Raw genomic sequence first — 20,245 nt, 5'->3', positions numbered from 1 at the left:
CTAGATCAACGCCTAGTCGGTCTAGGAGCCTTTCTTTTCAATGGTTTTAAAAATTTGGCGAATATTTTTATCAAAGGAGTGTTTCACATGAACGAAACAATTATTTTCTACAACCAAGTAGCAGACAAAATGGTCAACTTACCCATCACTTGGGAAGCTGCTCCCCGTATTGAAGAAAGCGAAAAATTAGCTGAAATCGCCTTGAACCCAGGGGCAACCCTTGCAGACTTAGAAAAAATGATCACCTCAGATACCTTTGCCATGGTCTTTAACGACGCAGAAGTCGTTCCCATGACCTATAACCAATGGGAAACGCTACGCAGCTGGCAAGCCAATCAAATGATTCAAGAAAAAATTGCGGCTCTGACTCTAGCACCTGAAGTAAAAGCCCAAGTCAGCACTCTCTTTGAAAACTTCACCGAAGGAATGCGCATCAAATACCTCGGTCAAAAATCTTGGACTAGCCTCTACGAAGACTTGCTTCAAGACATTGAAAAAGCTTTATAAGTGATTCGAAAAGCCCTCAGGCAAATTGCCTGAGGGCTTTTTTTGTTAGTTGGGCGTGGAGCCCTGTTGAGGTCGCACAGCGTCCGAAACAAAAAACTACCCGCTATGCGGGTAGAGAATCAGTGGCTATGCCACCAAAAATCCCATTCCTGTCGTACAATTGGGTTGTTCAGGCTCAATTGAAAGGAATGGGATTTTTGGCAAATAAAACAAACAGCTTAGCGCATACAAAATGGATGTGTAAGTATCATATTGTATTTACACCAAAGTATAGACGGAAACTAATTTACAATCAAGTACGGCGAGATTTAATTGAGATCTTCCAACTCTTGTGCAAGTACAAAGGAGTCGAAATTATCGAAGGACATATGATGCCAGATCATGTTCATATATTGGTAAGTATTCCACCCAAAATTAGTATCTCTTCATTTGTTGGCTATTTAAAGAGCAAAAGTGCCTTACAAATTTTTGATCGTCATGCCAACTTGAAATATAAGTATGGCAATCGAAAATTTTGGGCAGAAGGATATTATGTTAGTACCGTGGGATTAAACGAAAAAACAATCGCAAAGTATATTCGGGAACAGGAATCACACGATATCGCACTCGATAAATTGAGTGTACGAGAATATGAAGACCCATTTTCAGATGGTGGCTTCAGAAAAAAATAAACCGGTTTGACCGGTAAGTGAAAGTGCCAAGGGCATTGAGCCTGAACAAAGTGAAGGATAACGTCTTTAGGCGTAGCCATAGCAACAAGGGGTTACACCCGCAGAGCAAACCACCCGTTAGACGGGTGGTAATGATTGACGAAACGATTGCCTACTTACTCACTTCTTTCTTGCTTGCCTTGTAGCACTTGTTTTAAGACCACTGCCACACCGTTGTGATTGTTGTCGGCGGTGATAAAGTCGGCTTTTTTTCTGGCAGCTTCCGAGGCATTGCCCATGGCGACCCCTACCCCTGCAGCTCCGATCATACTCACGTCGTTATCGTGGTCTCCAATGGCCAAGGTGTGGGCCAAATCCACTTGGTAATAGGCAGCCACCTGTTCCAAGGCCAAGGCCTTAGAGACCTTTTTATGGGTGAATTCCAAGTAGTTTTCCTTCGAGCGGTATTGTGCGGACTCCAATAAGACGAGATTGCCAATGGACCGCTCTAATTGTTCCAAAGGTTCTTGATCTCCAATGAAAAGGACTTTATGAATCGCTGGTTCTTCTGCTAAAAAACGGTGTAACTCCACTTCTTCTGCTTTCATTTGGGTGATCTCTTCTTCCAATTGCACCCAAGGATTGCGCTTAGGCACTAGCCAACGATTTCCGGCATAGATGTTAATGGCCACTTCCGGATAGCGACGATTCGCCAACTGGATCACTTTGTTAGCCTCTGTAAAATCCACCGGCAGACTAAAGAGCTCTTTTTCCGTCTGGTACTCACTGATATAGGCCCCGTTATAAGCGACTAGGGGCGTTTCTAAGCCCAACTCGTCTCGAATGTGCGCCATGGCCAAAGGCGACCGGGCAGAAGTCAAAACAAAGGGAATACTGACTTTAGTTACTGCTTCTAAGGTTCCCTTTAGCTCCTGGGTGACTTGATGTTCCGAATTTAAGATTGTGCCATCGATGTCGCTTACGATTAATTGAATGTCTGTCCTGTTCATCTGGCGCCCCTCCTTTTTATCGACTCACTATTATCCTAGCAGATTTCCGCAAAAAAAGCGCCCCAACAAGATTCGTTGAGGCGCTGTCTAGTATTTCTTAGGATTAATGGAAGAAATGACTTTCTTTGGAGACTTTGTCCATGCGCTTGGTGAAGACATCGATTTTCGGATACGCAAGCAATCCGATAATTGCGAAGCCTACAAACAAGCCAATCATAATGAAGATATTCGGCCAAGCATTCGGCCAGTAGATTCCCCCGGCGGACTCCCGTAACAGGTCCACCGCATGGGTGAATGGTAGAAACGGATTGATCATTTGGAAGAACTTCCCGGAAACTTGGATTGGATAGTTCCCCCCACCACCGGAAATGGACAAGACCAAAATGATAATGGCGATCCCTTTTCCGATATTGCCAAACAAGGCGGCTAAGACGTAGACGATCATCATAAAGGCCAGGCCTACCAAGAGGGCAAAGAGTACTGCGTAAAACGGCGCCCGCACGTCCACGCCCAGTAAGAAGTAGTTCCCCAGAGAAACCACTAAGGATTGGGCTACCGCCATGGTCAAGAAGGTCAACATCCGGGCCACGAAAGTTTCCCGTTTGCTGTATTTTTCCTTGTCTTTGCCTTCTAGGAAGTACTCCGTGCTAGCCACACTGGATAGCAATAATGCTCCAACCCACAGACACAAAGCAGTGTAGAACGGCGTACTAGCCGAACCATTGTTTTTAATTGGGTACATTTGGGTGGTATCCAGTTCCACTGGATTGGTGAAGAATTCACTTTCCGCATTGGCATCCGACTTCAAAAGTTTGATGATTTCCCCTAGGTCGGCTTCTTTTTCCCCTTTGCGAATGGCTTCGGCGGCTTTGTGTAGGCCTTCTTTCAAAAGTGGCCAATCATTTTTAATCAAATCAGAAGCCAGAGACAAGCCTTCTTCTAATTGCGGCATTTTTTCTTCTACCATGTCCATGGTTTGAGTGATTTCTTTTTTGATCCCCGGCCAGTCATTCTTAAGGAAATCTGTCGCTAGGGCCAATTTGGCTTTCAACTCAGGCAATTCATTGTTGTACAAGTCGGCGCCTTTGTTAATGCCATTGACAATCTCATCCATGTGGCCATTTAACAAGACATTGGCATCGTGAACTTCCTGTTTGATTGCCGGCATTTGCTTTTGATATTTTTCCAATAAATCAACGGCGTTGGAAACCGTTTTGGAGGTATTGCTCAAAAGGCTGGTAAAGTCGATGCCTTGCGCTTTGCCGATAGCCGTTTGCGCATCTTTCATGGTGCCGATTACTAATTGCAAGCCTTTGTCCACTTGAGCGGCGATATTATCGACACTGATATTACCTAAAGCACTGTTCAATTGGTTGGCCAAATCGCTGACAGCACCTAAAGCATTGGTGGCTTCATCGATATTTCCGGCTTGAATGGCCGCATTTAAATTATTCACCCGGGTTTGCAAGCCTTGAATCAAGGTCTTCACATTTTCCAATTGGCTGACGATGTTTTGCAAATTGGTATCGTCGGCGTAATTTGGCAAGTCTTTAATAAAGTTTTGCAAATTGGTCACATTGGTAACCTTATCCCCTAACCGATCCGAGATACTGGTCAAAGTCGCACCTAAAGCGGCTTTTTCCTCGTCGGTTAACTGATTGTCCTGTAAGGCCGCAGAGACTTCATCTGCCGCCGATTGTACAAAGGAATTAATCGTGGTCAAATCAGAAATCACGGTCTTCACCGTAGTAGTAATGGAAGGCAAGGTGGTTTCTAATTGTTCCGCTGCTGCTTGCATTTGTTTGGCAAATTCATTGGCGTTGTTGCCCATACTTTCCACATCAGGCAAGATTTTTTGCACCGCGGCGATGATTTCGAGGCCTTGTTTGGCTTCGGTAATCCCGTCATTCATAACCGACTCCACTTTTTCGAAGTCATTGTCCACAGAAGCCAACTGATCTCCGGCATTTTTGATTTCAGGGATTTTTTCTTGCAAGGTCAAAATAATCTTCGCTTGTTCTTCTAGCTCGGGCATTTTGTCATTTAAAGCGATGACCTTTTCCCCCATGGCATCCACTTCTGGCAAGTAATCCACAAAGCTTTCCGCCTTTTTCAACTTCTCTTTGATTTCTGGCATCTTGTCATTGAGTTCCAAAATTTGGTTAGCATAGCCGTCGATTTCGTCGGCATTTTCATCCGTGGTCAAAATCATATTTTTGACTTTGTTAATGCTTACCAGATTGCTGTCGATGTCATAGCCGACTTCATTCATTACTTTCAAAACCGTCTCGCTCGCGGTTTTAATGAAGTTTTCTGTAATCTGTTCTTGCAGACTGCTAGCTCCTTTGTCGGTAATCTTCGGCGCAATGGCGTTGATTTTTTCATTGATAAAGTATTCGATTTTCGGCTTCTGAATGTCCCCGGAAAGAAAACTCAACAAGTCCTCGGAAAAATTCTTAGGCAAGTAAATCCCGGCGTAGTATTTCCCAGAACGAACCCCGTCAACCACGGCTTTTTTTGATTTTACAAAGCGCCAGCCTAGCTGTTTATTGTCCTTCAAGGTGTCTAACACCTGGTCGCCGATATTTAGCTCCTTGTCCTGCAAACTCGCCCCGGCGTCATTGCTGTAAATGGCAATGGGCAGCTCCCCGGTGTTGCCGTAAGGGTCCCATAACGCTTTGATGTTAAACCAAGCATAAAGGGAAGGCAAAATCATCAAGGCCACGATTAAAAAGACCGCCACAGGACTCTTGGCGATACGTTTCCAATCCAATCGATACAGCTCAAAAACATGCTTGATTTTTTTCATCATTCTCATCCTTTAATTCATAATGTTACGCGTCTAGTAGGAGGCTATGCGCCTCGGTTCATTTTGTAACTTTAGCACGAAATTCCGGTTGCTACTATCAAAAAAGATTCCAAAGCCAGGGGAGTCTGACAAATTAAAAAATCTGTCACAATTGGAACCTCTTTCAAAAAAAGTCCCAGCAAACCACCTTAAGACTTACTTTAAATTTATCATGAAAGTGCTCAGGAAGATAATATTAGGCTTAAAAATAACCAAAAGAAAAAACGCCCTCAATCCCGGCATCACCGTAAGCAAAGCAATAGGCAGTTTGAGCGAGTATTTGCTATGCTTAGGCTAAAGAAAAGGAGGCAATCCCATGGAAACCTTTGAAGAGTATCTGGCCACCGTGCCAGAAGAGCAAGTCCCTCGTTTTCAGGAAATCTTCGCCTGGGTGGAGGAAACATTTCCCACTTTAAAACGCAGAGTCGCTTGGAATCAGCCTATGTACACCGATCACGGTACCTTTATTATCGGCTTTAGCAGTGCCAAAAAACATCTCTCCGTCTCCCCGGAAGTCGCTGGAATGAAGAAATTTCACGAGGCTTTGACAGACGCCGGCTACCAACCCACTAGTCATCTTTTCCGCATTCCTTGGAACAAGCCGGTGAACTGGGCCTTGCTCCAGGAAATCATCGTATTCAATATTCAAGATAAAGCCGATCACGATAAATTTTGGCGCTAAAAAAGAAGTCAAGACCAGCCTACACTAGGCCGTTCTTGGCTTCTTTTATCTACAATTCCTTCGCACTGATAAACTGTTGCATCACGTTTTGCAAAGCTTCTGTCAGACGCTCTGGATCGTCTTCGTAGCGTAAGGAAACCACAGGCGTTTCGTAATTGTCATAGAGACTGATGGGAGTCAAAAGATTTCCCGTCTCTTTGAGCAAAATGCGGGGATGGTAGATTGGCTCCCCACAGACGCCGCCTTTTAAAATCGTCAACTCATACTCGTCGTCTGCTTTTTGTCGCAAGCGATAGTAATTGCCGTCGAGGTATTCCTTTTCACCGAAATTTTCTTTAATGACTTGCCATTGTCCTTGCCCCATTATTGCCTTCTTTCTACAGCTCAAAAAAACTGTCGGATTCTTCTTCAAAGAGAAAATTGGAAATTTTACGTGCCTGTTGTGGATAGACATCCTGCCCGGAACGAAGCTTTCCTTGGTCTAACTTACGCAAGTATTCCCGGGATTTTTTCCGTTGCATTTGGATGATGGCCTTGTTCAAGCGTCCCCAGTCTGCCTCCGAAATAAAGTTATCGATCAACAGCAAGTTGTCTTCATGATACCCCTCAATGGGATTGTTTGCCAAGACGATATCGTACCTTTGAAACTCCTTTAATTCTTCCGGTGGCACAAACAAGACAAAGCCTTGGTAGATGTCAATCGTGACTTTATTGTACAGTTGCCCTTTCAATAAATCCCGTAGCATCTTCCCATGTTTGGGCCCTCGATCACTGACCACTAATAAATGCACTTGACGCCGGCGTTCTTCTAAGCGCAAAGGCAAGCCTTCCCACTCGGAAATCAAAGCGCAGAGGATGTCCGCTTCCCGGGTTTTAGCCCATGGAAAGTTGCACTCTTTCTCGATTTCTTGTAAATTAACCGTCACCATTTTTGAAAAAATCGGATACAGCGTGCGGATGCCCCGGGCTGGTTCTTCGCATTCGTCCCGCAAAATCACCCGGTCATAAGGATAAATCGTGTAAGACAAGTACCAGTGCATCATCTGCTGACCGATCTTCTTGCGATCTTCCGCCGGCAATGGATAATCTACCGCCCGGACGAATTTATCCAAAAAGCGATCCACCGCTAACTTGATCCGCAATTCTTGCTGGGGATTGGCCCAGTTGTAAAATTCGTAAAAGACCCCGTGACTGATTTCCCGCATCCAGCCATCCACCAAAGTATAACTAGTTCCTTCCAACAACTGCTCCACGTATTTTTTTGAAATGGTAATCAACTGCTCGATAATGTCCGCCGGCTCGTCGTAAATCTCCTGGTTCAATAAAAAGCCCTGGGATGCCCGAATACAGGTCACCATGAATAAATAAGCATGCTGGAGAATTTGGCGGTTGTCCAACAACACATCAAAGTCCGTGGTCGTCCGCATTAGAAAACAAAAAGTCTCCTGCTCATCCGTCTCAAAGGGCCACAAATCCCCGCCATAAGTTTCTTCAAAGTAACTCTCATAAAACAGCCGCACCCAGCGTTCGTCCTCTGCCACTAAACAAATAGGCTTGCGCTGCAATGTCAGCCCATGGCGCTTCAAAGCCTTCGTCAACTGACGCACCATGCGATAAAACGAGGTCTTGCTTAAATACAGCTTCTTCATCCAATATTCCGCATCTTGGGTTGGATCGAAGAAAATCCGCTCCAAAAACTGGAACTCTGTGGACTCTCGCAAAACCTGTTGGTAAACATTTTTGATCTTGTTTGTTTGACCCCCCCGGATCATTAACCCCTTCCGCTTGGAAAAATCGATTTGTAAATATTCTTCCCATTCGTCATTGATGATTTCCATATCCTTCATCAACGTCTTGTCGGTACAGTCCAACAGCTGAACTAGCTGATCCACCGCCACCCAGGTATTCAAATGGGCCAGACTTTCGATTAAGTGCAAGCGTCTTTGAATCGTTTTACTCAATAGTGCTCGCATAGGCTCACTCCCCTTGTGATTTCAATTCCTAATCTGGTCACTTTTTGTAAAATCCCCATGATTCTAATAAGTCAAATACGTAACGCTCCCTATTTTAAAACTAGCGGAATCTGAATAAAAGGTCAAGAATATTTTACGCATCTCTGCGAATTTCGAAAGCACTTTCTACAAGCTAGGACTTCATCTTTACCCAAACAAAAAAGCCTAAGTTAAAGCAGCTTCCAAATCCTTTAGTGGAAGCACTTTGACTAAGGCTTTTGCCAAAATCCATCAGCTCATGCCGATAAACATCCCGATCACAAAGGGTACCAACCAAATGGCCCAAACGACGATGCTGAATTTATGAAACTGCTCCTGGGAGCGATGATCTTTTTTGACCAAGATCACCGTGGCCCACACTGCGTGAAAGGCCATTAACAAAAGGGCAATCAATCCGGTCACCCCATGGAGATTAAAGGCAAAGTGCCCTCCTGAAATGCGGCTCATCATACTCGTACCGGTGCTGTCAAAAAGAAAACCTAGCCAAAAAATGACGGCATGCCAAGGTAAAAGCAGCCCTTTTTTGCGCTCTGCAAAGACCCCAATCGTATAACAAGTCAGGGCTAAAATCATCGAAACAATGGCGCTAAGTAACAATGGTGACATTTAGAATTCCTCGATTTCTTTCAGGTATTTTTTTCTGATTTCCAACAAAAACAACAAGAGACACACGGCCATGCCAATGTGAGAAAGCCCTGCTACACCGGACAAAGACGCATTTAACGCCGGTGATAACGTGATTTCTTTGACCTCCACAATTCCTCTTAAAAGCATGGTCAAAATCATTAGCGGAAAGGTGATATTGTAGGCGATAAAGAGCTTATTGAAGTTTTTTGGTTGCTCCTTCTTAAACACAAAGGCCAGCAACAAGGCGACACCGGTCCCTAAAATCAATAAATGCGTGTGCAAAACGCCCAGTGTCGTATTTCCAGAGAAGTCTGCCATTTTGGTGAACTCCCGATAAAAAACACCGGAGACCATAGCCACAATAAAATAGATCACCGCACTATTCATTACTTTTTTCATCTGATTTCCTTCTTTCTTTGAGATAGTTTTGTAAAAAGGCGAGACCGGCCAATGCTAAAGCGGCCCCTAACCCCGTATAAAAAAAGGCGATAAAAAATTCAGGAAGCAAATGGAATACGCGAATGCTTACCCCACCAATGATCATAATTGCCATAATCACAAAGGATTTTCCATCAAAGAACTACCAAAAATACCGTTTCCCGGAATAACTCAAAATTCTCTGCTGATGCTTTTTAGTCATCGGCCCAAAAATCATGAACCAAAATATGAGAAACACAAGCACTGACAGTAGAAGATTGCCACTACTAAGATGATCTTGATAAGTTTCCAAGCCGATTTTTAAGACATTGCCCCCTGCAATCAGCCAGACAATCCCGGCAAATAAAAGTAACGTTTTCTGACGAACCATCTTCCACCTCCAACTTGAACTGTGTTCATTTTCATCTAAAAAATTAATACAGCGCATTTTCCACAAATTTCAATAAACTTTCGGAGCGCTTCTCACTAACCATCACGGATAAAAACAATTCAAAGCAATACTCGACAAACTCCTCTGGGGTCAAATCTGGCCCGAAGACACCTTGGCGAACCTGTTGATCGCTCCGCAAAGTCAGCAACATACTTTCTTTAATATGGTCCCAGTAACTGGCCATTAGCTTTTTGCCCATTTTTTCATTTTCCATAGACATCACCAAGGCATGCTCGGTAAAAAAGTGAGGATACAGCTGCTTGCCTGCTTCGATACTGTCAAATAAGGCCTGTAAGCACTGAGAAAAACTGGTAAAGGTCAGATTCGAGCTGGAAAAATGAAAAATCTCCCCCCAAATACTGCCAATGGTTTCAGCCAGCAATTGATTTTTCGATGGAAAATAATTGTACACAGCTCCCGTAGAAATCCCCGCTTCCTTGGCCAAAGAGCGGATGCTCACCCCTTTAATCCCTTGCTGTTTCACAATCTTCTTGCATTCAGTAATCAAGTCCTCTTTGGAACTCACCGCAATATTCATTTGTAACACCTCCTTACGAAAAACGAACATGAACACCGTTCACATTCAGTATCATACAAAACCTTCGCCATCTCGTCAAATAATTTGGTCTGAGATTTTACCGATTTAGCCAGCTGCTTACACCATTTACAAAAAGCCGGCATCTCCTTTACAGAACCATACAAAAACCCCAACTAATCACTGACTAGTTGGGGTTTTCTTTATGTATGCTCGCTTAGCCGACTTCTATGGTTTGGGCCAGATTGACCACACCGATACTGATTTTAAGTGCTTGGTCCACTTCCCGCATCTTCTTTTCGTCCAATTGACAGACCTTTTCTTTCAGGCGGCTTTTGTCAATGGTGCGAATCTGTTCCAATAAAATAACAGAATCCCGGGAGATGCCCATTTTTGAAGCTTTGATGCCCACATGGGTGGGGAGTTTGGGTTTGGCCATCTTTGCGGTAATCGCGGCGATGATCACAGTGGGGCTAAAGTGGTTGCCCCGGTCGTTTTGAATCACTAAGACCGGGCGCACGCCCCCTTGTTCCGAGCCGATAACCGGCGAAAGATCGGCGAAATAAATTTCTCCTCGTTTCACCTAATTCTCCTTCCTACTTTTGATAGTCTCGTGGTATCCGTTCTGATAACAGGCAAGCAACCTCATAGTGGATGGTATCCAGATGATCTGCTATATCCTGTAAAGTAATTTCTTGTTCTTTATTTTTTCCGACTAACGTAACCTTGGTGCCCTCGGGAAATTCGTGAGGCAGACGAATCATGAATTGATCCATGCACACCCGGCCGATGATTTCACAATAAACGCCCTCTACTAAGACTGAAAAGCCGCTCATCTTCCGTAACCAACCGTCCGCATAGCCTACAGGCACGGTGCCAATCCATTCGGCCTTTGGTGCGGTATACGTAGCACCGTAGCCAATTTTGGCGCCTTGTGGTACTTGTTTCACCTGTACCAGTTGGCTGACAAATTCCAAAGCCGGTTGCAAAGGATAGCTTGCTTCCAAGGTGTGCCCTGAAGGATTCAAGCCGTAAAGTGCTACTCCGTAACGAACCATATTGCCTAGTTCTTCCTCATGCCACAAAGCCGTAGCACTGTTGGAAACATGGATGTAACGAGGTTTTTCCGGCAAACTTTCGAGAATATCTTTAAAAGCGGCGTGTTGCTCTTGATAATACTGGCCATCTGCTTCATCCGCCGTAGCAAAATGCGTGAAGATGCCTTCAAAAACCATGGATGGCAGTGTTTTTAGTGTGTCAATGCCCCGCAACACGGCCTCTTTGTCTTGAAAGCCAATCCGCCCCATCCCCGTATCCACCTTGACATGGGCTAAAAGTGGTGCGGTGATTTCTGTGGTGGCTAAGTATTCCCGAGCTTGCACCAACCAATTTTCACTGGCTACGGGAAAGGCTAGCTGATACTCCGCAAGTAGTGGTAAATAGACTACATCCACGACGCCTAAAACCAAGATGGGTTCGGTAAAGCCGGCTTCTCGAAGTTCGATGCCTTCATCTAAAGTGGCCACGCAAAAACCGGTGGCCCCTCCCGCGCGAGCGGCTTTGGCTACGGCTATGGCACCATGGCCGTAGCCATTTGCCTTGACTACCGCAAATAGTTCCCGCCCCTTAGGCAAGCGGGCGATTTCATTTTTCACATTTTGACTAATTGCTTCATTATGTACGATGATTCTAGTTGGTCGATGAATTGATGCAACCAAGTGTCTTCCTTCTTTCTATTCTTCCAACAAAATCTGAGCAAAAGCCATGGATTCTGTATGGGTGATACTCACAAAGGACTTGCCCTTATGAGGCGATTGATTTAGAAATGGTGCGCCTAACTCATTGTTTAAAATCTCCAGCTCGTGAAACGTCACCGCACCGATGCCTGTCCCCCAAGCCTTAGAAAATGCCTCTTTACAGGCAAAGCGCCCGGCTAAAAACTCCACTTGCCGCTTTGGCGATAATGCCTCAAATAAAGCCATCTCACCTGGAGTCAATACCCGTTTAACAAAGCGCGGTTTGTCGTTGATGATGGCTTGCATCCGGGGTAATTCTACGGCGTCAATGCCGATTCCCTTAATCACTGGTCCACTTCCTTTGCAAACTGTCGAACTAGTCCTATTCTACCAAATATTTTTGGAAAAACCATGGGAAAACATTTCCTCTGTAGAAAAGTAGGAAAAAATTAGCAAAAAAACGGCTACCTTATGATTCTTGAAAATCCAAAAAGGCTTGCAAAATATCTTGAGTCATTTGTGCGTAAAAAGGGTACTTTAACTGGCGGAAAATCAGACTTGCTTGCTGGACGCTGGCAATCCCTTGGTCGTATTCCAGCTGCCCCGGTTTGCTCCCCACTAGTTGTAACAAACCGGCATAAAACTCCGCAAAATTGCGATACGCCAAGTAATCCAGTCCATCGGCAAAGTCGTCTAACAGCGCCAATAATTCCTGGGCAATTCCGTACGCCTGTGAAAAAAGCGCCTTGTGGATGGCATTAATCAAAAGAATGCACAAGACATTTTTCCCCGCTGCAAACTCTCGATAGCGCTTGATACTGGGAATCAGTCCTTTAAAAAACAAGGTCAAATCACTGGTTGGTACCAGATCCAAGGTGGCCGCAAAAAAGCGCAAATCCTCCATTGTCCAAGACTGGGTCGCCGCTAGCAAACTTTGAATCTTCCTTTGTAGCTCCGGGGTCACAGACTCCTCGGTGATTTGCCCCCTTTGATCATAATAGCGGAGTTGTTCCAACCGATAGTCCAATTGCACCAGTCGCGCACTTTGCTGCTGACTATCTGCATAGCGCGTTTGGTATTCCTTCTTTAAAGTCGCCAAAGCAGCTAAGTCCATGTTATTGCCACTTTTGATCAACTGCTCGTAAAACCACTGGGTCTCACTGGGCTGATAATTTCTATGGATAAAAAGAAACTCCGAAATTTCCATAGGCAGCCGTTCTAATATTTCCAGCAATAAGACGAATGAGATATCATGCTTGCCTTGCTCGAAACGAATGGCATAGGATTTTGATAGTAAATCATGATACAAAGCCTTTTGTGTCAGGCCTTTTTCCAGTCGGATTTTGCGCAAAGTTTCACCAAAATTATCCATTATTTTCTCCTTCAAATTTAGGTCTCAAATAGTACACTTTTTTTCCTTTTCTGCCATTCATCACCTATAATCATCTCACACAAGTGTATAAGAAACAGCATCCCAAGACAATTTTGGAGATTGGCAACAGACAAAAGGAGGAGCGAACAATGGAAGACGTAAAGAATTTCAAGATTGAAGGTTGGCGTTTAGGAGTCGGTGGTGTGGCACTTGCCAGTGGATTTTGGCTGTTGTCAACTTTCCCCTGGGCCTGGTGGGCACTGTTTATTGGTGGGTTGATTGCTTGGGCGGTGGTTTTTCAAGGCCATGCACGAGCAGCCTTCTCCATGCCTAAAAAACTGTGGATCATTCCCATTGGGATTGTTGTCTACTTACTTTTTGGGCTTGTCGTGGGCAATTTAGCATTAAAATTTGGTCTCAATTGGTCAGCCAATCCCGCTGCGGGACATCTGGGGTTACTTATTTTCAAGATTCCTTTCATGCTAATGGGGGAAGAATTATTAGGCATCGGGATTTTAGAAGCGGCTCGAAACAAAGGAGCATCTTTGACCACTAGTACCTTGCTCAGTGCTTTGATTTTCGGCTTGATGCACGTCTTTGTGTACTGGGACGGCTCTTGGTTCTCCACTTTGCTCCATGTGCTTTTACTCCAAGGGGTGGCCCGCTTGATCTTCAACTACGTCTACCTCTTAATGGGCAAGAGTATCTGGGGATCTTGGTTGACCCATGTGGGAGTGGATTTACTGGCATTACTCTAGCCTCTCCTTTCGTTAGGTAGACGAAAAACAGGAACGTCGACCTGACTACTTGGGCCACATGAAAGCAAGCCTCCTCTTTCATCAGAGCTTTGGCGCCACCACCTGATAAGCCAAACAAAAAAGACTTCCTAGAAGAATACCTCTTCTAGGAAGTCTTTTTTAAGTGGTCACTGATTGACCTGATTAGTCGTTATTGGAACGGATCACAAAGCCACGTTTTTTGCCGCCGCCATTGTTACTGTTGCGGTCCCGGTCGTTTTTCCGACGTTCGCCACTGTAACGGTTGTCTTTATTGTAGTTACCTTTTTTGTTGCCCCCACGATAGTTGCTACCGTCTTTGCGGTTGCGATTGCCACCGCCACCACGGCCGCGGTTGTTCTTGTTGTAGCCACCTTTTTTCCCTTGAGGCAATGGCCGTTCCGGTGTGATTTTTACCGGCACAGCGTCTGCTGGGTCTTTGGCGATGGTCTTCAAGAGCAAAGCAACCAAGGTTTCTGGTTCATAGCCTTCCAAAAGTTGGTCCGCAGTTTGGGTGTATTTTTCCAAACCGTTTTCCGCAAGTTTCGCTTCGATTTGTTCTACCGCAGCGCCTAATTGCCCTTTGAAAGCTTCTTTTTCGGTTGGTGGATGTAAAGGAGTCATGCGTTTTTTGGTCAAGTTTTCGATGGTGTGCAAGTAACTCATTTCGTTTGGTGTCACGAATGTTACGGACATCCCGCCTTTACCAGCCCGACCCGTCCGGCCAATCCGGTGAACGTAACTTTCAGGATCTTGTGGAATATCGTAGTTGTACACATGGGTCACACCACTGATATCCAAGCCCCGAGCAGCTACGTCGGTTGCTACTAAGATATCCAAGTGACCATTTTTAAAGGAACGCAAAACGCTCATCCGTTTTTGTTGGGACAAGTCCCCGTGGATGCCTTCTGCTTTGTAGCCCCGTAGTTCCAAACCACGAGCCAATTCGTCCACCCGACGTTTGGTCCGCCCGAAGACGATGGCCAAATCTGGTGTTTGTACATCCAAAAGACGAGTCATAATATCGAATTTTTCGAAGTCTTTTGCCCGCACGTAGTATTGGTCGATCAAATCAGCCGTCATTTCTTTGGCTTTGATTTGTACGTGTTCAGGATTTTTCATGAACTTCACGCCGATGTTTTTAATAGCTGGCGGCATTGTAGCAGAAAACAGCAATGTTTGCCGTTCTTCAGGAACTTGAGAAATGATTTTTTCGATGTCTTCTAAAAAGCCCATGTTGAGCATTTCGTCGGCTTCATCCAAGACCAAAGTCCGGACAGTGCCAAGTTTTAAGGTGTGACGGTTGATGTGGTCCAACATCCGTCCTGGTGTCCCCACAACAATATGTGGACGATCTTTCAAACCACGGATTTGGCGGCCGATATCCGCACCACCGTAAACGGCTTGTACTTTAACTTTCTTGTCCCGGCCTAAGCGGTACAATTCTTCTTGGGTTTGGATAGCCAATTCCCGAGTTGGGGCGATGACCAAACCTTGTAATTCATGTCTCGTTGTGTCGATTTCTTCTAGCATTGGCAAACCAAAAGCGGCGGTTTTCCCGGTACCTGTTTGCGCTTGGCCAATCACGTCGCGGCCTTCCAAAGCCAATGGAATCGTCGCTGCTTGGATTGGGGTAGCTTCTTCAAAGCCGGAGCGTTCCACAGCTTTTAGTAGCTCAGGTGATAATTGTAATTCACTAAATTTCAAAAAATATCCTCCTAATCGTTAGGCCAACTAAAGTGCCTAACACTCTTGTTTTTGAAGCGTAGGGTTCCCCGCGGTTCGCAGGAAATGGTTCCTGTCATTTCCCACTTTCGCTTTGGCGCCGAAAATCGCTTCACGAAGGCATTAGAAAAGGCACATCCGGTGGCAAATACCACGCCCGATGCAATATATCTGTAAAAAACGGTGGTCAAAGGAAGGCTCCTTTGCCACCGATCATCACAAGTCAATTCATGGATGAGTTATCTCCAGTTACTTCTTTTCGGCATTTGGATAGTATACCACAAGATGAAACTTTCATCAAGTTTTCAACCTTAGCAGGATTTCGTTTCATCCTTTTCATGTAAAGAGCGTTTTTTAGTCGTTCTTAATCTGCTGACACTTCTTGCAAAGCGGCTACCACTTCGGCCAAGCCCATGCCGTTGCTTCCTTTTAGCAAGATGCTGTCTTCCGGACGCAACTCCCCTTTAATCATTTGAATCAAAGCGGCTTTATTTTCTTTATCAAAGTGGTACACGGTTAAGTCGGCATCTTTTTCCGTCAAAGCGTGGAAAAGAGCGGTCATTTCCGAGCCATACAAGAAAATCACATCGTAGTCTGCTGTAATATGGTCCGCCATACTCCGGTGCATGGCTTTGGAATCCGGGCCCAACTCTAGCATGTCCCCTAAAACAGCCAACTTGCGTCCTGATGTAGGCAATTTGCCAAAGGTATCTAAAACCAGCCCCATAGCCGTGGGATTGGCATTGTAGACATCGCTAAGGATACGTACTTGATTCGGTGCTTCTAGCCACTGGGTACGGTTTTTCGTCAGTGAGACTGTCGCCAACCCTTGACGGATTTCCGTCGTAGTTAAGCCAAAGTACTGACCAAAGCCATAAGCAATCAAGGCATTTTTCACATTGTAGGCCCCAATCACGGGAATCTCAAAGGTCTCGCCAGCTACCGCAAAGACCGTTTTTTCCCGGTGCTCTGCTAAGACAGTCCCGCGAATATCCCCGGCATCAAGGCCAAAAGTCCGGACGTCTTGAGTCAAATTAGCCGTCAAAGGACGCAGCAAAGGCTCATCCTCAGGGACAAACAAGACCCCATCCGCTTTTTCCCCGGAGATGATTTCCATCTTGGCTTTGGCGATTCCTTCTCTAGAACCCAAGTTTTCAATATGGGCCTCTCCCACAATCGTAATGGCTGCCGCATCCGGTTGGGCCAATTCCGACAAAACTTGTAGTTCCCCCGCGTGATCCATGCCCATTTCCAAAACAAGCATTTCGCAATCTTCAGGCATATGCAAAATCGTATAAGGCATACCGATGTCGTTGTTGTAATTGCCTTGGGTCTTATAGGTCACAAAACGCTGACTCAAAACCGCCGCCGTTAAGTCCTTCGTGGTAGTCTTGCCATTACTGCCGGTGATGGCCACGATTTTAGGTTGCAATTTTTCTTTGTAATACACAGCTAGTTTCTGCAAAGCTTTTAAAGCATCGGGCACGCAAATGACGGAAATACCTGCTGGCGCTTCACTTAGGGGACGGCTCCAAAAGGTTGCCACGGCTCCATTGTCAATCGCTGCTTGGACAAACTCATGGCCATCTCGAACGCCGGCTAAGGGCACAAATAAATCCCCGGCTGTAATTTTTCGACTGTCAAACTCAACTTGGTGAAGTGTACTATCGGGAAAATCCCCGGCTTGATCAAATACTGTCGCGATTTCTTTTACTGTTAATTTCATCTTGTAGACCCCTTCTTGGTGAAAATCTCACATCGATTGTACCACAAAAAACGCGCAGCCCCTTGGACTCCGCGTTTTGTTTTGCAGCTTTTAAGCATCCATTAAAAAGGCTTGCCGTTGGTTGAAGCGATTCAGTCCTAATTGGATCAATTCTTCAATCAAGTCGCCGTATTTCAGCCCCATTTTTTCCCACAGTGATGGGTACATGGAGAACTGAGTGAAACCAGGCATGGTGTTTAACTCGTTTAAGAAGAGTTCGTTTTTATTGGTCAAGAAGAAATCACAGCGAGACAAACCACTGCCTCCCAAAAGAATATAAGCTTTTTTCGCGTATTCTTGGGCTTTTTCTTGAACCTCATCGGGAATTTCGGCCGGAATTTGCATCACAATTTTGTTGTCGATATATTTGGAATTATAGTCGTAGAAGTCTACATCTTTAACAATTTCCCCAGCTTGAGTCGTGCGCACGTCCTCATTGCCTAAAATCGCCACTTCGATTTCTCGGGCTTCAATACCTTGTTCCACAATCGCCCGGGTATCGTATTTGTAAGCTTCGTGAAGGGCATTTTGTAACTCTTCGCGATTTTCTGCTTTAGAGATACCTACACTAGACCCCATGTTAGCAGGTTTGACAAACATCGGGTAAAGCAGGGTGCCTTCACATTGCTCGAAAATTTGTTTAGGATTTTCTTTCCATTGGTTTTTCAAGACCGGTACATAAGGTACTTGAGGGATGCCCCCGGCTTGTAAGATGTACTTGGTCATGATTTTATCCATGCCACAAGCACTGGTCAAAACCCCAGCTCCTACATACGGCATGCCGATGGTTTCAAAGAAGCCTTGGATGGTACCGTCTTCTCCGTTTGGTCCGTGTAAGATTGGGAACACGATGGCGTCGTCTTCTTTAATGCTGGAAGGTTGAATCACTTCCCCGCTAAAGTCGCCTGCGCCTTCTCCCCAAGTCAAATGCAAGACCTCTTCAGAAGTAGGTTTTTCCGTCAACAAAGGACCTTTCACCCATTCGCCAGTTTTGGCAATGAAGACTAACTGTACTTGGTAATAGTCATAATAAACTGCCTGTAGCACGGAATACGCAGAAAGAATAGAAACCTCATGTTCTGCCGACCGGCCACCGTAAAGCAATACGATTTTCAAATGTTTTTCCTCCCATGATTTGAAAGTTCATCCAATCGATTCACCACATTTTAGCACAAAATCCGAACGCAGAAAAACTATATTTTCTAAAGACGGGGCATTGCTTGTAACTTCCCCAGATTTCTTCTACTATTAAAACAAGAACAGCCTGGAAAAGGAGGCGGTAAATCATGCCCACCAGTCAAGGAAAATCCAGTACTCAACGCTTAAAAGAAATCCTGCAAACCTTCCGCCAATACAAGGTCATCCAAAATTTTAGCCGTCAGGAAAATCCTCAAGCCGTGCGGGAGGCCTTCGAACGCCTAGGGCCCACCTTTATTAAAATCGGCCAAGTCCTTTCCGTGCGCACGGATTTGTTGACGCCGGCCTATTTGCAAGCATTCAAGTCCTTGCAAGATTCAGTGAAAAGTGACCCTTTTCCCAAGGTCAAAGCCTTGTTGGAAGCCGAATGGCAACAACCTCTAACGGAAATCTTTGACTATTTTGCAGAGGAAGCTTTTGCCTCCGCCTCCATCGGCCAAGCCCATCATGCCCGCTTAAAAAACGGCCAAGAGGTGGTAGTCAAAGTCCAACATCCGGGAATTGTAGCGGATATTAACGTGGATTTGGCCCTTTTTGAAAAAGCCATCCCCTTGATTTCCTATGTACCAGAGTCCAATGTCATCGACTTGAAAAGCGCTTTGGCAGATGTCCGCCGTTCCTTAGATGACGAAACCGACTTTTTAAAAGAAGCTCATTACGGAGAACGTTTCTATGAGCTAAACAACAATTGGCACCAAGTAAAAGTGCCAAAAATCTATCCCGAATACTGCACCAAGCGGGTCATCCTTCTAGAAATGATGACCGGCAAAAGCCTGCGTTACTTGCTGGAGGCCGATCCGAAAGCCTACGCAGAGCAAGGCTTAACCAATGGTGAATTTAAAAAAGACGTGGCCCTCTTGTTAGTGAAAAGCTTTATGAAGCAAGTCTTTGAAGACGGCTTTTTCCACGCGGATCCCCATCCAGGCAATCTCTTGACCCGTTTTCTTCCCACTGGCAGCCCCGGTTTTGCCTCAAAGAAAAAAGTCGGCGTCTTTGCCGGAGTGGACTATCAGTTAAAGTGGCAAGACGAACAGCCTGACTACGCTTATCAGCTAATCTACTTGGACTTTGGCATGATGGGGGAACTACCGGACCATTTGAGAAGTCGCTTAATCGATGCCCTATTGGCCTTGTACACCCAGGATAGCCAGCAAATGGGAGAAGCCGTCTTGCACCTTTGTCGCTTGGAAGGTCCTTTTGATGAAACAACCTTTTATGGCGAACTAGGTGGCTTTCTGGAACGCTACGCCAACTTGCCACTAAAAGAATTGGATATTCAAGCGGTGCTCGGAGAAGTGGTACAGATTTGCCACCGGAATAATTTGCAGCTGATTCCCCAAGTCACCATGCTAATGAAAGCCTTAAGCACTTTGGAAGGAGTCATTGAAGAACTGGACCCTGAGCTTTCCTTAATGGAAGTCATCCAGCCTTACGCTGAAAAATACTACTTAAAGCAACTGGATGTCGCCGATAGCGTAAAGCGCCTAGGTTTGGATTTTGCCAAGAGTAGCAAGAGCCTGCCCCGGTTACCTGCCCGGAGTTTGCAAGCCTTAGAAACCTTTATTCGGGGAAAGAGTCAAGTAACCATGAGTTTCAAGGAGCAAAAACAGTTCCTAAACCGCCTGGAAAGCCTGAGCAATCGTCTGACCTGGGCTTTGATTGTCTGTGGTCTGTTCATCGCTTCCGCTCTTTTACTCGGCATTCCGGATAACCCTACCACCCAGCGGCTAGGTTTTAGCGGCATCACATTGGGGCTCGTCGTTACAGGACTACTCGCTTTGCAACAATTGCTTTCCTGGTGGCGTCGCAGAAAATAACATCAAATTTCAAACACCTCTCGTTTTTTACGAGAGGTGTTTTTATTATCCCGAGAAACTCTGTGAAATTTTATACGATTCGTTCTGATAACGATTCTCAATTAAACCAGTTGTATTA

General features: G+C 45.2%; 21 protein-coding genes. 5 read left to right on the top strand and 16 right to left on the bottom strand.

The features are described 5' to 3' along the window. Positions 1–87: 87 nt before the first annotated feature. On the top strand, positions 88–507 hold the full coding sequence (locus I579_RS05825) for a hypothetical protein (protein WP_010754533.1): 420 nt from the start codon (positions 88–90) through the stop codon (positions 505–507). Between the two features lie 188 nt (positions 508–695). Continuing rightward, positions 696–1,178: an IS200/IS605 family transposase gene (gene tnpA, locus I579_RS05820; protein WP_169337950.1), complete on the top strand. Its 483-nt coding sequence runs from the start codon at positions 696–698 to the stop codon at positions 1,176–1,178. A gap of 155 nt (positions 1,179–1,333) precedes the next feature. On the opposite strand, the gene I579_RS05815 is transcribed toward tnpA, so the two are convergent. Beyond that, positions 1,334–2,167, bottom strand: a complete 834-nt coding sequence (locus tag I579_RS05815) for a Cof-type HAD-IIB family hydrolase (RefSeq protein ID WP_010754534.1) — start codon at positions 2,165–2,167, stop codon at positions 1,334–1,336. Between the two features lie 103 nt (positions 2,168–2,270). Next, the gene (locus I579_RS05810) at positions 2,271–4,976 is read right to left on the bottom strand and encodes a YhgE/Pip domain-containing protein (protein WP_034810479.1); all 2,706 of its coding nucleotides are present in this window, start codon (positions 4,974–4,976) and stop codon (positions 2,271–2,273) included. A 355-nt stretch (positions 4,977–5,331) separates the two neighbouring features. Here I579_RS05810 and I579_RS05800 point away from each other — a divergent pair, with 355 nt between their 5' ends. Continuing rightward, entirely contained in the window at positions 5,332–5,697 is a 366-nt protein-coding gene (locus tag I579_RS05800; protein ID WP_010754537.1) for an iron chaperone, read from the top strand. Between the two features lie 49 nt (positions 5,698–5,746). On the opposite strand, the gene I579_RS05795 is transcribed toward I579_RS05800, so the two are convergent. The 11 genes from I579_RS05795 to I579_RS05750 form a co-directional block, all read right to left on the bottom strand. Then, positions 5,747–6,061 (bottom strand): hypothetical protein, encoded by a 315-nt coding sequence (locus I579_RS05795; RefSeq protein WP_010754538.1) that lies wholly within the window; start codon positions 6,059–6,061, stop codon positions 5,747–5,749. Between the two features lie 13 nt (positions 6,062–6,074). After that, positions 6,075–7,670, bottom strand: a complete 1,596-nt coding sequence (locus I579_RS05790) for an AcpB/EbpR/MafR family transcriptional regulator (RefSeq protein ID WP_010754539.1) — start codon at positions 7,668–7,670, stop codon at positions 6,075–6,077. Positions 7,671–7,940: 270 nt separating this feature from the next. Then, the gene (locus I579_RS05785) at positions 7,941–8,315 is read right to left on the bottom strand and encodes an HsmA family protein (protein ID WP_010754540.1); all 375 of its coding nucleotides are present in this window, start codon (positions 8,313–8,315) and stop codon (positions 7,941–7,943) included. Continuing rightward, a complete protein-coding gene (locus I579_RS05780; protein ID WP_010754541.1) occupies positions 8,316–8,735 on the bottom strand; it encodes a DUF2871 domain-containing protein in 420 nt (139 codons plus the stop codon). After that, positions 8,716–8,889, bottom strand: a complete 174-nt coding sequence (locus I579_RS12990) for a hypothetical protein (protein WP_233419260.1) — start codon at positions 8,887–8,889, stop codon at positions 8,716–8,718. Before I579_RS12990 ends, I579_RS05780 begins: the two co-directional genes overlap by 20 nt. 27 nt (positions 8,890–8,916) lie before the next feature. After that, entirely contained in the window at positions 8,917–9,144 is a 228-nt protein-coding gene (locus tag I579_RS12985; RefSeq protein ID WP_010754542.1) for a hypothetical protein, read from the bottom strand. Between the two features lie 43 nt (positions 9,145–9,187). After that, the gene (locus I579_RS05770) at positions 9,188–9,742 is read right to left on the bottom strand and encodes a TetR/AcrR family transcriptional regulator (protein ID WP_010754543.1); all 555 of its coding nucleotides are present in this window, start codon (positions 9,740–9,742) and stop codon (positions 9,188–9,190) included. Positions 9,743–9,956: 214 nt separating this feature from the next. Then, positions 9,957–10,322 (bottom strand): type II toxin-antitoxin system PemK/MazF family toxin, encoded by a 366-nt coding sequence (locus I579_RS05765; RefSeq protein ID WP_010754544.1) that lies wholly within the window; start codon positions 10,320–10,322, stop codon positions 9,957–9,959. Positions 10,323–10,335: 13 nt separating this feature from the next. Then, positions 10,336–11,457, bottom strand: a complete 1,122-nt coding sequence (alr, locus tag I579_RS05760; protein ID WP_010754545.1) for an alanine racemase — start codon at positions 11,455–11,457, stop codon at positions 10,336–10,338. 15 nt (positions 11,458–11,472) lie between these two features. Continuing rightward, positions 11,473–11,823 (bottom strand): holo-ACP synthase, encoded by a 351-nt coding sequence (gene acpS, locus I579_RS05755; RefSeq protein ID WP_010754546.1) that lies wholly within the window; start codon positions 11,821–11,823, stop codon positions 11,473–11,475. 121 nt (positions 11,824–11,944) lie between these two features. Next, the gene (locus I579_RS05750) at positions 11,945–12,847 is read right to left on the bottom strand and encodes a helix-turn-helix domain-containing protein (RefSeq protein ID WP_010754547.1); all 903 of its coding nucleotides are present in this window, start codon (positions 12,845–12,847) and stop codon (positions 11,945–11,947) included. 149 nt (positions 12,848–12,996) lie between these two features. Here I579_RS05750 and I579_RS05745 point away from each other — a divergent pair, with 149 nt between their 5' ends. Next, positions 12,997–13,605 (top strand): CPBP family glutamic-type intramembrane protease, encoded by a 609-nt coding sequence (locus I579_RS05745; RefSeq protein WP_010754548.1) that lies wholly within the window; start codon positions 12,997–12,999, stop codon positions 13,603–13,605. Positions 13,606–13,788: 183 nt separating this feature from the next. On the opposite strand, the gene cshA is transcribed toward I579_RS05745, so the two are convergent. The 3 genes from cshA to I579_RS05730 all read right to left on the bottom strand — a co-directional run bounded on the left by cshA (position 13,789) and on the right by I579_RS05730 (position 18,229). Beyond that, the gene (gene cshA / locus I579_RS05740) at positions 13,789–15,330 is read right to left on the bottom strand and encodes a degradosome RNA helicase CshA (protein ID WP_010754549.1); all 1,542 of its coding nucleotides are present in this window, start codon (positions 15,328–15,330) and stop codon (positions 13,789–13,791) included. Between the two features lie 382 nt (positions 15,331–15,712). Next, positions 15,713–17,074, bottom strand: coding sequence for a UDP-N-acetylmuramoyl-tripeptide--D-alanyl-D-alanine ligase (locus I579_RS05735; RefSeq protein WP_010754550.1), 1,362 nt, complete (start codon positions 17,072–17,074; stop codon positions 15,713–15,715). 90 nt (positions 17,075–17,164) lie between these two features. Then, positions 17,165–18,229 (bottom strand): D-alanine--D-alanine ligase, encoded by a 1,065-nt coding sequence (locus I579_RS05730; RefSeq protein ID WP_010754551.1) that lies wholly within the window; start codon positions 18,227–18,229, stop codon positions 17,165–17,167. Positions 18,230–18,399: 170 nt separating this feature from the next. Here I579_RS05730 and I579_RS05725 point away from each other — a divergent pair, with 170 nt between their 5' ends. Continuing rightward, positions 18,400–20,127: an ABC1 kinase family protein gene (locus I579_RS05725; protein ID WP_010754552.1), complete on the top strand. Its 1,728-nt coding sequence runs from the start codon at positions 18,400–18,402 to the stop codon at positions 20,125–20,127. The last annotated feature ends 118 nt before the right edge of the window (positions 20,128–20,245 follow it).

The organism is Enterococcus asini ATCC 700915 (assembly GCF_000407365.1).
GTDB lineage: Bacteria > Bacillota > Bacilli > Lactobacillales > Enterococcaceae > Enterococcus_C > Enterococcus_C asini.
The sequence above is the reverse complement of the archived record's forward strand: the minus strand, read 5'-3'. Positions and strand labels throughout refer to the sequence as shown.